Raw genomic sequence first — 13,618 nt, 5'->3', positions numbered from 1 at the left:
CGCTCTCCCACTCAACGCGCGTTGTCGTGGCGATGTTCGTCGCGCTCCGCGGCCACGGAATCTTCCGGTTCGTCCTCGTCGCGGCCGCCGGTGCCGCGCGCGATGAAGGCGCGCGGGCTCTCGCCGAAGGCGCGGCGAAACATCGCCGAAAACGCACTCTGGCTCTGGTAGCCAAGTTCCTGCGCCACGACGGCCATCGGGCGTCCCTGATTGAGCAGCGGGATCGCGCGCGCGAGAATCGCCTGCTGGCGCCATTGCGAAAAGCTCACCCCGAGTTCCTGACGAAAGAGCCGCGCGATCGTGCGCGTGCTCGCGCCCACGTGTGCGGCCCAGTATTCGAGCGAGCCGGGTCCCGCCGGGTCGGCGATCAGCGCTTCGCACAGCGCGCGCAGGCGCTTTTCCTCGGGCATCGGCACGGCGAGCGGCAGCGGCGCCGAGCGCGTGATCTCGTCGAGCGCCAGCGCGCCGAGCAGGCGCTCGCGTGCGGTGGGAATGCCGCGCTCATCGAGCGCCGCGATCGTCTCGCGCAGGAGGCCGGAGACTTCGACCACGCGGCACGCGTCGAGGCCGGGCGGAATCACCGATTCGTCTACGTAGAGCGTGCGCAGGAACGCGTCCTCGACGATGGCCACTTCGTGCGTGATGTGTGGCGGCACCCAGATCGCGCGCGAGGGCGGCACCATCCACGTCGTGCCGGGCGTCGCCATGCGCAACACGCCGCGGGACGAGTAGGCGAGTTGCGCCCACGCATGCGCGTGCTGCGCGATGCACACACCGGCCGGCATGGGCCGCGAGCGCACGCGGATGGGATGCGTGGGTGTCGGCGCGAACTCGGGCGGAATATCGACGAGTTCGGCGTGCGGCTGCGCCTCGTTGCGTGCGTCGCTGGATGCGAAGTGGGGCAGATCCTCGGGCATGACGGGCAGGGCGGCGGGTTCGGCGGGTTTGGCGACGACTTTGGCGATTGATGCACCCATTGTAGACGTCTCGCGCTCCAAGGCCTGGGCCGCACGCATTTATGGCCGGGCATAATGAGGGCGAATCGACAGCGTGCTCGTGTGGCGCGAGCCGCCCTGAAGGAGAGAAAAGCCATGAAATACGTGTTCGTCTACGGCACGCTGCGTGCGGGCGAGACCAACGACATCAACCTCGCGGCGGATCGCAACGCGATCGCGCGCCCGCGCCACCTCGGTCTCACCACGCTCGCCGGCCGGCTCTTCGACTTCGGCAGTTATCCTGGGATGGTGGCCGGGTCGGCCGATGCGCAATCGACGGTCGTTGGCGACGTCTACGAAATCGACGACGCGCTCCTCGCCGTGCTCGACGAAATCGAGCAGGTTTATCCAGGCGTCGACAATCTGTTCGTTTCGCAGGAAGTGGATATCGAGGTGCAGGGCGAACGCATCGCTTGCCTCTACTATCCGGTTGCGTCCGCCGCCATTGCAGGACGCCCCGAGATCGCAGGCGGCGACTGGGTCGCGCATCGGCGCGCGCGCTGATCGTTCGAGACGCGGCGCATGAAAACACGAAGGCCCGGCGGGCTCACACCCGCCGGGCCTTTTGCATCGGCTAGTCGTTAGATGTACCGAGCGATCAGATCTCTTCGTACAGCGGCAGCGTCAGGAACTCGACGAAGTTTTCCGACGTCGACATCTGCTCGAAGATCTGCGCGGCGCGCTCGTACGGCTTCGTGTCGCCGCCGACCGAGGCCTTCACCTTGTCCAGCTCCTGCGGGATCAGTTCGCGCACGAGTTCGGCCGTGACCTTGCGGCCGTCTTCGAGCTTTCCCTTGGGCGAGCGGATCCACTGCCACACCTGCGAGCGCGAGATTTCGGCGGTCGCGGCGTCTTCCATCAGGTTGTGGATCGGCACGCAGCCATTGCCCGCGAGCCACGAGCCGAGGTAATGGATGCCCACGTTGATATTGTTGCGCAGGCCCGTTTCGGTGATCGGCGCTTCCGGACGGAAGTCGAGCAGATCCTTGCCCGCGACGTTCACATCGGCGCGCTGCTTGCCGATCTGGTTCGGCTTGTCGCCGAGCACCTTCACGAACTCTTCCATCGCGATGGGCACGAGGCCCGGGTGCGCCACCCAGCCGCCGTCGTAGCCGTCGGTCGCGTCACGCGCCTTGTCCGAACGCACGCCGCCCATGGCCTTGTCGTTGGCGGCCGCGTCGTTCTTGATCGGGATGAGCGCGCTCATCCCGCCGATAGCCGGTGCGTTGCGCTTGTGGCAGGTCTTGAGCAGTTCGAGCGCATAGGCGCGCATGAACGGCACCGTCATCGTGATCTGCGCGCGGTCGGCAAGACAGAAGTCCTTGTCGTTCTTGAACTTCTTGATCGCCGAGAAGATGTAGTCCCAGCGGCCGGCGTTCAGACCCGAGCTGTGCTCGCGCAGTTCATAGAGGATTTCGTCCATTTCGAACGCGGCGAGGATCGTCTCGACCAGCACCGTCGCGCGGATCGTGCCGCGCGGGATGCCCACGCCTTCCTGCGCTGCGACGAAGATGTCGTTCCACAGACGCGCTTCGAGGTGGCTTTCCATCTTCGGCAGATAGAAGTACGGGCCGCTGCCGCGCGAGATCAGTTCCTTCGCGTTGTGGAGGAGATAGAGCGCGAAGTCGAAGACGCCGCCCGACACACGCTGACCGTCCACCGTCACGTGTTTTTCGTCCAGGTGCCAGCCGCGCGGACGCACGATCAGCGTGGCGGTCTTGTCGTTGAGCTGGTAGGTCTTGCCGTTCTGTTCGAGCGAAATCGTGCGGCGCACTGCGTCCTTCAGGTTGAGCTGGCCGACGATCTGGTTTTCCCAGTTCGGCGAGTTCGAATCCTCGAAGTCGGTCATGTACGCGTCCGCGCCCGAGTTCAGCGCGTTGATGATCATCTTGCGCTCGACCGGGCCCGTGATTTCCACGCGGCGGCATTCGAGATCCTTCGGCAGCGCGGCGATCTTCCAGTCGCCTTCGCGGATCGATTTCGTGTCGGCAAGAAAGTCGGGGCGCTCGCCGGCGTCGAGGCGCTTCGTGCGCTCGACGCGTGCCTTCAGCAGTTCCTGGCGGCGCGGCTCGAACGCGCGGTGCAGCTTCGCGACGAGTTCGAGCGCTTCGGGCGTGAGGATCGTTTCGAAGCCGGGCTGGATGTCAGCCGTGATCTGCATGCCTTGCGGCAGTTGCAATGTGTTCGCCATTTGCTTGCTCCTTGGTCGGTCAGATTGTGAATGTGTGGTTGTTGTGGCTGCGGCGAGCGGTATGTCCGTCACGCGCCCGGGCTGGGGCGAGGGCGGCTTTGCCGTTCGGGCGCAGCGGTTTCGAGAAAGGCGGCGAGTTCTGCCATGCCGCCGCCAGTGCCATGCGGCGCCACGCCGAGCTCTTCGGCGGGCAGTCGCTGGCGGTTGATCCAGAACGTGGTGTAGCCGAACCAGCCGGCGCCCGCGGCGTCCCAGCCGTTCGACGACACGAACACCAGCTCGCGTGGCGCGGCGTCGAAAGCGGCGGTGCCGAGCGCATACGCGGCGGCGGCCGGCTTGTAGGCGTGCACGGCATCGACCGAAAGCACGTGGTCGAAGAGGCCGCTCATGCCGGCGCTCTTCACCGCGATGTCGAGCATTTGCGGGTTGCCGTTCGAGAGGATCGCAAGGCCCATGCGCGTGCCGTCCTCGCGTGGCTCACGCAGGCGGCGCAGCACGGGGAGCACGTCGGGGAATGCCGAGAGGCAGGCGTATTCGTCCATGAGACGCTTTTCGCCCGCGCCCGTGAGCGACAGGTTCAGGCGGCGCGCGGCGTAGCGCAGCGCGTCGAGGGTGATGTCCCAGAACGGGCGGTAGCGCGCGCCGGCCGGGTCGGAGAGTGTGCGCAGCTGCGTGTACTCGATCTGCTTCAGGCGCCAGAGCTGCGAGAGCGCTTCGCCCTGGCCGGGGAACATCTGCTCGGCGGCAGCGACGACCGAATGCACGTCGAAAAGCGTGCCGTACGCGTCGAAGATCACTGCCTTGGGAAATCGTGTCGTGGTGGGTGTCGTTGTGGCCGACATAGCCTTGCACTCCATCTTCAGAGGTCGAGGTCGATTGTATTCATGAGTCGTATCACTGAAAAAGGTGGGATTGATCACTTGATCTTTTACTTTTACCCACCTAATCTGTCGACCTACCTTCTCTTTTCCACTGTTTCTGTCGCCCAGCGCGCGCAGTGTCCACCGATGGACCGCTTCAAACAGATCGAGACCTTCGTCACCGTGGCCGCCAAGGGCAGCCTTTCCGCCGCCGCCCAGGCCGAGGGCGTGGCGCCGGCCATCATCGGCCGGCGCATCGATGCGCTCGAAGAGCGCCTCGGCGTGAAGCTGCTCGTGCGCACCACGCGGCGCATCACACTCACGTTCGAAGGATCGGCGTTCCTCGAGGACTGCCAGCGCATCATTCACGACATGCAGAACGCCGAGGCGAGTGTGTCCGAGGGCGGCGTGAAAGCGAGCGGGCACCTGCGCGTGTCCGCGCCGGCAGGCTTCGGGCGTCGCCATGTCGCGCCGCTCGTGCCCGATTTCACGGTCGCACATCCTGACGTGAGCATCGCGCTCGATCTTTCGGACCGGCTCGTCGATCTCGTGAACGAAGGCTTCGACTGCGCCGTGCGTCTCGGCGAATTGCCCGATTCGTCGCTCGTGTCGCTCAAGCTCGGTGAGAACCGGCGCGTGTGCGTGGCTGCGCCGGCGTATCTGTCGCGCCGCGGCGAGCCCGAAACGCCCGCCGACCTCGCACGCCATAACTGCCTCGCCTTCGGCGCAAGTCTGAACCAGCAGCGCGGCTGGGCGTTCCAGCAGGACGGCAAAGTGGTGTCGATCCGCGTGGCGGGCACGATGGAATGCTCGGACGGCGCCGTGCTGCATGAGTGGTGTCTCGCGGGCCACGGTCTGGCGTGGCGCTCGTGGTGGGAAGTCGGCGAGGACATCGCGGCGGCCCGGCTCGTGACCGTGCTCGACGCGTTTGCAGCGCCGCCCATCGGCATTCACGCGGTGTTTCCGCAGCGCCGCCATTTGCCGCTGCGCGTGCGCCTCTTTCTCGACTATCTCAAGCATACCTACGGTCAACCCGGTTACTGGGGATAGGGCGCAGTGCGTGTTTCCGATATCCGGGATGACCCGCACGCACGGCTTGCAGCGATTCTTCGCGCACTACAATCGACCTGAGGGCCACGCGCTCGCCCGCGCGAGACGCCGGCTGAGTTTTTGCCCCGCGCCTGGACCCTTGACTGTGACCCTAGCCTTGCCCGTAATCCGATAGACCACGGAGGGCGCCATGTTCAAACACATCCTCGTACCGACGGACGGTTCGGAACTGTCGAAAAAGGCGATCGACGGCGCGATCGACCTCGCACGCACCGTGGGCGCACGCGTCACGGCCTACGCGTGCCTGCCGCAATATCCGTACTCGCCTTACGCCGACGTGGTGATCGAGCCGCCCGGCGACTTCCAGACGCGCAGTGAGCGAGAGGCGCGAGTGCATCTGGACGAAATCGAGGCGGCGGCACGCAACGCGGGCGTGATCTGCGACAGTCGGACGAGCGTGCATCCCTCGCCATATCTCGGCATCATCGAAGCCGCCGAAGCGGGCGGCTGCGACGTCATCTTCATGGCCTCGCACGGGCGTCGCGGACTCGGCAGCCTGCTGATCGGCAGCGAGACGCAGCGCGTGCTCACCCATACGAAAATTCCGGTGATCGTGTATCGCTAGCTGGCGTTTTCCCGCGGATTCGCGATGAAGCACAAGGCCACGCTCGCCCGCTGCGTTGGCTGGGCGAGCCGCGGGCCGGATTCTGTCCAGCACGCGCGGCCTGTGTCCTCTACCGCTTCCTCCCTGAATGCCCGGCGGCATGCGCCTCGGCCGCGTCGGCACGCAGCCGGCGCGCCCCGCCAAGGTACGCGTGCCGGTTGCCTGTTCGAGCGCGACGGCTTGCGCCGCCGTTGCTGCCGGTGGTCTTACGCCACCTTCTTGTCGAAGAACTGCTCGTCTTCCGTCGAGCCGTGCAGCGCCGTAGTCGACGCTTCGCGCTCGACCGTCTGCGTCACGGCGTCGAAGTAGCCGGTGCCCACTTCGCGCTGATGCTTCACGGCGGTGAAGCCCTTGTCGGCGGCGGCGAACTCGGCCTGCTGGAGTTCCACGAACGCGCTCATGTTCTGGCGCGCATAGCCGTGCGCGAGGTTGAACATCGAGTAGTTGAGGGAGTGGAAGCCCGCGAGCGTGATGAACTGGAATTTGTAGCCCATCGCGCCCAGCTCGCGCTGGAACCTGGCGATCGTCGCGTCGTCGAGGTTCTTCTTCCAGTTGAACGACGGCGAGCAGTTGTACGAGAGCAGCTTGCCCGGGAACTGCTTGTGGATCGCTTCGGCGAACTTCTTCGCGAACTCCAGATCCGGCTTGCCCGTTTCGCACCAGATCATGTCGGCGTACGGCGCGTAGGCGAGACCGCGCGAGATGGCCTGCTCGAGGCCGTTCTTCGTGCGGAAGAAGCCTTCCACGGTGCGCTCGCCGGTGAGGAACGGGCGGTCGTTGTCGTCGATGTCCGAGGTCACGAGGTCGGCGGCTTCCGCGTCGGTGCGGGCGAGCAGCACGGTGGGCACGCCGCAGACGTCGGCGGCCAGACGCGCGGCCGTGAGCTTGGCGACGTTCTCGCGCGTCGGCACGAGCACCTTGCCGCCCATGTGGCCGCACTTCTTCACCGAGGCGAGCTGGTCTTCGAAATGCACGCCGGCCGCGCCCGCTTCGATCATCGCCTTCATCAGTTCGAACGCGTTGAGCACGCCGCCGAAGCCGGCTTCAGCGTCGGCCACGATCGGCTGGAAGTAATCCACGTAGCCTTCGTCGCCGGAGTTCTTGCCTTCGGACCACTGGATCTGGTCGGCGCGCGTGAGCGTGTTGTTGATGCGCTTGACCACCTGCGGCACCGAGTTGGCCGGGTAGAGCGACTGGTCCGGGTACATTTCGCCGGCGAGGTTGGCGTCGCCCGCGACCTGCCAGCCCGAGAGATAGATCGCCTTGAGACCGGCCTTCACTTGCTGCATGGCCTGGTTGCCCGTGAGCGCGCCCAGTGCGTTGATGAACGGCTCGGTGTTCACGCCTTTCCAGAGCTTTTCGGCGCCGTGCTTCGCGAGCGTGTGCTCCGGCTGGATTGAGCCGCGCAGGCGCACCACGTCGTCAGCCGTGTAGTTGCGCTTGATGCCCTTCCAGCGCGGATCGGTTTCCCATTGCTGTTGGAGTTGCTGAGCTTGCTGTTGACGAGTCGACATGGTGGGCTCCTTCGTTTGCCTGATAGGTGGATCGCTGAAACGAAACGGCTAAACCGCTGAATGTCGCGAAACGAACTTGCCGGGGGTCTTGGATTCGGCGGTTTCGTTTCGCGAACTCTTATATAAGAGTCTAGGCAAATCGACTGACCGGCAACAGGCAGGCAATGGCCTTTTTCCAGGTTTTTTATTTAAATAAAATCAATGCTTTATGTAATTTATTTTGTGATGTGAAACGCTATTTTCCATCTTGCAATCGATCCCTTTGTGCCACGCAGCACGATTTTTTACGAAGCAAAAAAATTTTTCGTATTGTGAAATCTGTGCGGAGATAAAAAAAGACCGGTGCCTGAGCACCGGTCCTGAGCATTTCGCTGCGGCGGCGGGGCGGCATGAAGGCCGCGCCGCGCGCCGTTTTGGACTATTTAGCTGTCGCGACGTGCGCCACGCGGGCCATCGTTGCGGCGTGCGCCGTAACCGCCACCGCCTTCGCGCGAACGGCCGTAGCCTTCGCGTTGCTGGCCGTAGCCGCCGCGGTTGCCTTCGCCGCCGCGCGAGCCGCCGCCGAAGCCGCCTTCACGCGAACCCGAGTTGTAGCCGCCTTCGCGGGCACCGTAGCCGCCGCGCGAGCCTTCCGGCTTGTTGCCCCAGCTGTTGCCGTTGCGATCGCCGCCGCCGTTGCCACTTTGGCCGCCGCGGGCGCCGTAGCCACCCGGCTTGCCGTTGCCACCACCGTTACCAAAGCGACGGCCACCGCCGTTGCCGCCGCCCGGACGGCCACGGCCGCCAAAGCCACGGTTCGCCGGCGGTGCCTTGCGCGGCTCGAAGCCTTCCACGACGTTCACCGGCAGCGGCGAGCGCACGAAGCGCTCGATGCGCTTGAGGGCGCCTTGCTCGGCATGATGCACGAGGCTCACCGCGGTGCCCGAGCGGCCAGCACGGCCGGTACGGCCGATACGGTGCACGTAGTCTTCGGCGAACTTCGGCAGGTCATAGTTGAAGACGTGCGTGATACCGGGGATGTCGATGCCGCGCGCCGCGACGTCGGTCGCGACGAGCACGCGCACGCGACGCTCGCGCAGCGCACGGATCGTGCGGTTGCGCGCGCCTTGCGGCAGATCGCCGTGCAGCGCGGCGCTTTCGAAGCCAGCGTCGGCGAGCTTGCCGGCCAGTTGGTCGGCGTCCATCTTCGTGGCCGTGAACACGACAGCCTGATCGAGGCTTTCGTCACGCAGCAGATGGTCGAGCAGGCGATCCTTGTGATCGCGGTCGTCCACGTAGTGCACGGTTTGCGCGATGTTCGAGGCTGCCTCGACCTTGCGCACGATCTCGATGCGCTCCGGGTCCTTCAGCAGGCGGCCGGTGATCGAAGCGATCTTGCCGTCGAGCGTGGCCGAGAACAGCATCGTCTGACGCGTCTCGGGCGTAGCGGCGACGATCGTGTCGATGTCGTCGATGAAGCCCATGTCGAGCATGCGGTCGGCTTCGTCGAGCACAAGCATCTTGAGTTCGGACAGATCGATGCGGCCGCGCTCGAGGTGATCGAGCAGACGGCCCGGGGTCGCCACGAGAATCTCGGGGTTCTTCGCGAGCAGCATCAGCTGCTGGCCGTAAGCCACGCCGCCGAGAATGCTGACCGTGCGCAGACGGCGCAGGTGCTTGCCGTACGTCGAAGCGGCCGCGGTCACCTGCATCGCGAGTTCGCGCGTGGGCGTGAGGACGAGGAGACCGGGGCGCGCCACCGGTTGCGGACGGCGCTGGCGGCGATCGCCTTGCTGGCCGTTCGCGCCTTGCGGGCGCGGCTCGCGCGGCTGGGCAGCGAGGGTCTTCTGGATCTGCGCGAAGCGCTCGATAGCGGGCAGCATGAAGGCTGCGGTCTTGCCCGAACCGGTCGGGCTCGAGACCAGCAGGTCGCGGCCGGCGATGGCGGCAGGAATGGCGCGTTCCTGCACGGGCGTCGGGGCCTTGTAGCCCGCTGCGATCAGCCCGGAGACGATCTCCGGCGACAGACCGAGTGCCGCGAACGCCGAACCGTCGGTAGCATCGGCGGCCTGCGCGGGGGCTTCAGCGGAAGCGTCGGCGGCGGCGGAATGACCGAGGGCCTGATCGGCGATTGCGTCCAGGGGGCTTTGGGTATTGCTCGAAGTCATGAAAATCCTTGTTACACAGGAAATAGAACGTCGGCGCCAATCGGCATACCCAAGTCGTCGGATTTTGCGAGCAAATCGAAAAACGGGGGCAATCCGCCCACAATGGCGGATTTTTCGTTAGAAGCTGTTTTGGGTGCGGCTCAGGCCGGGATTGGCCAGCCGCCAGCCTGATATTGACGGCCCGAAAAACAGGGCCATGGCAGGGGGGGACAGGTTCTAAACTGGATTGGAGCTTAACGCTACGAGGCGTTGTGCTGATCGAACGAGCGACCGGAGCGCAACGCAGCACGCAGTATATCTTGTTTTGTTGCGGCGCGCCAGAGCGACGCACCGCGAGCGAGCAGGCGCGGCGGCGTGACGCAGCAGAAGGCGGGGCGGTCCGCCTCCGTCACGCGTGCTTTTTCAGTTGCGCCGGGTCAGCTGGTGGCGCCGCTCTTGAGCGATTCGACCAATTCCACATATTGCTGCCGGGCCGTTTCCTGCGCGGTGCCTTGCAGCGCGGCCCACGCTTCGTACTTGTACTTGCCGACGATATCGGTGAAGCCGGGCTTGTCGCCGTGCACGTCGCCTTCGGTGGCCTGCTTGAAGAGTGCATAGAGGCGCAGCAGCGTCAGATTGCCGGGACGCTCCGGCAGTTGCTGCACGTCTTGCTGGGCTTGGGCGAACTGCGTGTTCACGTCGCTCATGGTTGTTTCCTCCGCATAGTGGTTCAGGTCAGCGCGCCGATGGTAGCAGCGCAAACCCCCGAAAAGCTGGAGCGATTCCTCCACTCTTGCCGGGCGCGGGTGAGTCAAAAGAGGCCATGACGCCTGCGCCTCCGCCAGTTGGCGAGAGCCCTGGGCCCGCGCGGGGGGCGGGGCATTACAATAGCGCTCATGACCGAAACTGTGCTGCTTGCCCTCGATACTTCGACCGAATTCTGCTCGGTCGCGCTACTTCGCGTCGCCCCTGGCGGCGCAGATCGTTCTCCCTCCACTGGCGGCGAGACCGCCCTCGCATCGCGCTCGGAAGTCAGCGTCTGGGTGCGCCACGAGGCCACGGGCGCTGTCTCCAGCACGCGGCTCCTGCCGGCCATTGGCGAATTGTTCGACGAAGCCGGCCTCACGCTCGCCGACTGCGACGCGATCGCGTTCGGCGCGGGCCCGGGCTCCTTCACGGGGCTGCGCACAGCGACGGGCGTGGCGCAGGGGCTCGCGTTCGGCCTCGATATCCCGGTGGTGCCCGTGGGCACGCTGCTCGTGTGCGCGGAGAGCGCGCGGCTGCGCGATCCCGCCGCGACCCGCGTGCTGGTCGCGCTCGACGCACGTATGGACGAAGCCTACTGGGCAGACTACGCGTGGGACGCCGCAACTGGCGACTGGCGCACGCTGCAGGCCGCATCGCTCGACTCGCCGGAGCACATCGCCGCGCCCGATGTGCCGTTCACGCTGGCGGGCAACGCCGCCGCCGCGTTCGGTGCGCGCCTGACGGCTGCCGCCGCCGCGCGCACGATCGACGCCGAGGCGCTGCCGCACGCGTTGCCGCTGGCGCACGCGGCGTTGCGCGCGTTTCGCGCGGGCCGTACGCAACCGGCCGACCAGGCCGCGCCCGAATACGTGCGCAACAAGGTCGCGCAGACCACGGCCGAGCGCCTTGCCGCGAAGGCCGCCTCCCATGGTGGCGCGGGTGGCGCGGGCGCAGGCGGCGAGAGTGCGCAATGAGCGGCGTGCTCATGACCGACCGCTACCTGTCGCCGATGACTGAAAGCGACCTGGACGAAGTTGCGATCATCGAGCGTTCCGCGTATGAGTTTCCGTGGTCGCGCGGCAACTTCGAGGACTCGCTGCGCAATGGCTACTACGGTCTGTGCATGCGTCACGTCACCGGCACGCTGATCGGCTATTGCGTCCTGATGCCCGTGGTCGACGAGATGCATCTGCTGAATCTGTGCGTTGCGCCTCAGGCGCAGGGTGTGGGCGCAGGGCTCGCCATGCTGCGCGAGGCGGTACGCATCGCGCGCATGCAGGGTCTCGAAGGCTTGCTGCTCGAAGTCCGGCCTTCGAATCACCGGGCAATCCGGCTGTACGAACAGTTCGGCTTCGTCACGATCGGCCGCCGCAAGAACTACTATCCGGCCCGGCATCACAGCCGCGAGGACGCACTCGTGATGCGTTTTTCTTTTGCAGGGGAGGGCGCGGATGTCGCTCGATGAGATCGCGCTGCAGGAGCTTGGGCTCGCGCCGCGCTGGGTGCGCAAAGGGGCGCGGGGTGCAGCGCCGCTCGAAGCGTTTCGCGAAGATGAGGCCGTTGCGCCGTCGTCCGGGCTGACGCGCGCCGAAGCCGAAGCACCGGTGATGCAAACGACGCGTCCGGTCGCCGCGCCGCAGCCAGCCGAAGCACAACCGGCCGCCCCGGAGCGCTCGCAACCGCCGCAACCCGTTGCGCGCGCCCCTTCGCCGTCGAAGCCCGCACCGCATTCATCCGACGAACCGCCGCCCCTCAGCGACGAAGATTTCGCCTGGTTCGACACTGTGGCCCAGCCGGTTCTGCCACACGACGCCGAGCCCGCTCAGGCTGGCGGCGCACCGCGCAACGATGTCGCGACGCTCGACTGGGACGCGCTCGCCGAACGCGTGGCCTCGTGCACGCACTGCCGCCTGTGCGAGAAGCGCACCAACACCGTGTTCGGCGTAGGCGATCGCGAGGCCGACTGGATGCTGATCGGCGAGGCGCCCGGCGAGAACGAGGACCGCCAGGGCGAGCCCTTCGTTGGCCAGGCCGGCAAGCTGCTCGACAACATGCTGCGGGCGCTCTCGCTCGCGCGGGGTGAGAACGTCTATATCGCGAACGTCATCAAGTGCCGCCCGCCCGGCAACCGCAATCCGGAACCCGATGAGGTCGCGCGCTGCGAACCGTATCTGCAGCGTCAGGTGGCGCTCGTGAAGCCGAAGATCATCGTCGCGCTCGGACGTTTCGCGGCGCAGAGCCTGCTCAAGACCGATGGCAGCATCGCGTCGCTGCGCGGACGCGTCCACGAGTACGAGGGCGTGCCCGTCATCGTCACCTATCACCCCGCTTATCTGCTGCGCAGCCTGCACGACAAGGCGAAAGCCTGGACCGACCTCTGTCTCGCGCGCGACACCTGGCGCGCGGCCTCCGGCGGCGAGCGATGAGCGCCGCGCGGCCCGCGGACGTGTCCGGTGCCCAATGCGCCGGGGGCGCCGGCGGGCCGCAGGATAATGGTGGGTCGAAGCGTGAACCCGGTACTGGCGCGAACCACGATGTAATCGATCGCCTCGCCGATCCGGCAGTGCGCGATCTCGCGTGGCTGCTCTTCAGCGCCGATCTGTTGCGTGCGCAACCACCGCTCGCGCCGCTGGCGCAATGGTGCGCCGATGCCGATGAAGCGCGCGCCACGCGTGACTGGCTCGCGCAACTCGATCGCGATCCGGCGCGTCTGCACGAAGCGCTCCTGGCCGCGCCGACACATCGCCTTGGCCGCTACGCCGAAAATTTGCTGGGATGGTTTCTCGCGCATGGACCCGCAGCGCAGCTCGTCGCGCAGAACGTGCCGCTGCGGCGTGCGGGGCTCACGCTCGGCGAGTGCGATTTTCTCGTGCGCACGCGTGCCGGAGAGCGTCTGCATTGGGAGCTGGCGGTGAAGTGCTATCTGCACGCGGGACCGGGCGATGACGCCCGTGCATCGCTCGCCGAATTCGTCGGGCCGAATCTGCGCGATCGCTTTGATCTGAAACTCACGCATCTGCGCGACCGGCAACTGCGTTTGAGCGCGCGCGAAGAATTCGCCTCGCTGGGTTACGAAGGCCAGTGGCTCGCGCAGATGTTCGTGAAAGGCTGGCTTTTCTACCGGGTGGGTGAGGCGGCGCCGTCACGGGTGCAAGACGCTCCCGAGCTGGCTGCCGATCATGGGCGCGGCTGGTGGGTTACGCGTGCGGACTGGCCGGCTTTCGCCCGGCAACAGGCGGCAGATGGCTGGAGCGTGTTGCCAAGGCTCGCGTGGCTCGCGCCGCGCAGGCTGGCGGCTGCGCCCTGCCTCGATCCCAATGCATTAGCCGACGCGCTAGCCCGACCAGACGACCCCGTACTGATCGCGGCATTCACGGCCGACACCACAGGCGGCTACCGCGAACAGTCGCGCGGCTTCATCGTTCCCGACGACTGGCCTGCGCGCGCCGCGGCATTTGCACGTCAATGAGC

At 66.3% G+C, this 13,618-nt stretch carries 13 protein-coding genes; 7 read left to right on the top strand and 6 right to left on the bottom strand.

Features of this window, described 5'->3' with window-relative positions; all coding sequences use genetic code 11:
* Positions 1–11 precede the first annotated feature (11 nt).
* Entirely contained in the window at positions 12–917 is a 906-nt protein-coding gene (locus tag A3CW_RS46235) for an AraC family transcriptional regulator (protein WP_081771663.1), read from the bottom strand.
* A gap of 174 nt (positions 918–1,091) precedes the next feature.
* Here A3CW_RS46235 and A3CW_RS0113745 point away from each other — a divergent pair, with 174 nt between their 5' ends.
* Positions 1,092–1,499 (top strand): gamma-glutamylcyclotransferase family protein, encoded by a 408-nt coding sequence (locus A3CW_RS0113745; protein WP_028204094.1) that lies wholly within the window; start codon positions 1,092–1,094, stop codon positions 1,497–1,499.
* A gap of 94 nt (positions 1,500–1,593) precedes the next feature.
* Here A3CW_RS0113745 and aceB read toward each other — a convergent pair whose 3' ends face one another.
* Together aceB and A3CW_RS0113735 are read right to left on the bottom strand one after the other, a co-directional pair.
* Positions 1,594–3,186, bottom strand: a complete 1,593-nt coding sequence (gene aceB / locus A3CW_RS0113740) for a malate synthase A (RefSeq protein ID WP_028204093.1) — start codon at positions 3,184–3,186, stop codon at positions 1,594–1,596.
* Positions 3,187–3,254: 68 nt separating this feature from the next.
* Positions 3,255–4,028, bottom strand: a complete 774-nt coding sequence (locus tag A3CW_RS0113735) for a haloacid dehalogenase type II (protein ID WP_028204092.1) — start codon at positions 4,026–4,028, stop codon at positions 3,255–3,257.
* A 165-nt stretch (positions 4,029–4,193) separates the two neighbouring features.
* Between A3CW_RS0113735 and A3CW_RS0113730 the strand changes: the two genes are divergently transcribed.
* Positions 4,194–5,096 carry a LysR family transcriptional regulator gene (locus A3CW_RS0113730; protein WP_028204091.1) on the top strand — a complete coding sequence of 301 codons (903 nt, stop codon included), beginning with the start codon at positions 4,194–4,196 and terminating at the stop codon, positions 5,094–5,096.
* Between the two features lie 190 nt (positions 5,097–5,286).
* Positions 5,287–5,721, top strand: coding sequence for a universal stress protein (locus tag A3CW_RS0113725; RefSeq protein ID WP_028204090.1), 435 nt, complete (start codon positions 5,287–5,289; stop codon positions 5,719–5,721).
* 245 nt (positions 5,722–5,966) lie between these two features.
* Here A3CW_RS0113725 and aceA read toward each other — a convergent pair whose 3' ends face one another.
* From aceA to A3CW_RS0113705, 3 genes are all read right to left on the bottom strand, one after another.
* Complete coding sequence (gene aceA / locus A3CW_RS0113720) at positions 5,967–7,274, bottom strand: isocitrate lyase (protein ID WP_028204089.1); 1,308 nt, start codon at positions 7,272–7,274, stop codon at positions 5,967–5,969.
* A 422-nt stretch (positions 7,275–7,696) separates the two neighbouring features.
* Positions 7,697–9,421, bottom strand: coding sequence for a DEAD/DEAH box helicase (locus A3CW_RS0113715; protein ID WP_028204088.1), 1,725 nt, complete (start codon positions 9,419–9,421; stop codon positions 7,697–7,699).
* Between the two features lie 416 nt (positions 9,422–9,837).
* Complete coding sequence (locus tag A3CW_RS0113705) at positions 9,838–10,107, bottom strand: acyl-CoA-binding protein (protein WP_028204087.1); 270 nt, start codon at positions 10,105–10,107, stop codon at positions 9,838–9,840.
* A 189-nt stretch (positions 10,108–10,296) separates the two neighbouring features.
* Here A3CW_RS0113705 and tsaB point away from each other — a divergent pair, with 189 nt between their 5' ends.
* The 4 genes from tsaB to A3CW_RS0113685 are packed head-to-tail and all read left to right on the top strand — an operon-like array spanning position 10,297 to position 13,616.
* A complete protein-coding gene (gene tsaB, locus A3CW_RS46230; RefSeq protein ID WP_051481449.1) occupies positions 10,297–11,121 on the top strand; it encodes a tRNA (adenosine(37)-N6)-threonylcarbamoyltransferase complex dimerization subunit type 1 TsaB in 825 nt (274 codons plus the stop codon).
* Positions 11,118–11,612, top strand: a complete 495-nt coding sequence (gene rimI / locus A3CW_RS0113695) for a ribosomal protein S18-alanine N-acetyltransferase (protein ID WP_028204086.1) — start codon at positions 11,118–11,120, stop codon at positions 11,610–11,612. The genes tsaB and rimI overlap by 4 nt, the downstream gene beginning before the upstream one ends.
* Entirely contained in the window at positions 11,599–12,573 is a 975-nt protein-coding gene (locus A3CW_RS0113690; RefSeq protein ID WP_028204085.1) for a uracil-DNA glycosylase, read from the top strand. The genes rimI and A3CW_RS0113690 overlap by 14 nt, the downstream gene beginning before the upstream one ends.
* Positions 12,570–13,616: a DUF1853 family protein gene (locus A3CW_RS0113685; RefSeq protein WP_081771652.1), complete on the top strand. Its 1,047-nt coding sequence runs from the start codon at positions 12,570–12,572 to the stop codon at positions 13,614–13,616. Before A3CW_RS0113690 ends, A3CW_RS0113685 begins: the two co-directional genes overlap by 4 nt.
* The last annotated feature ends 2 nt before the right edge of the window (positions 13,617–13,618 follow it).

It is taken from the genome of Paraburkholderia nodosa DSM 21604 (assembly GCF_000519185.1).
GTDB lineage: Bacteria > Pseudomonadota > Gammaproteobacteria > Burkholderiales > Burkholderiaceae > Paraburkholderia > Paraburkholderia nodosa.
This window is presented reverse-complemented; position numbering and strand designations above follow the sequence as displayed.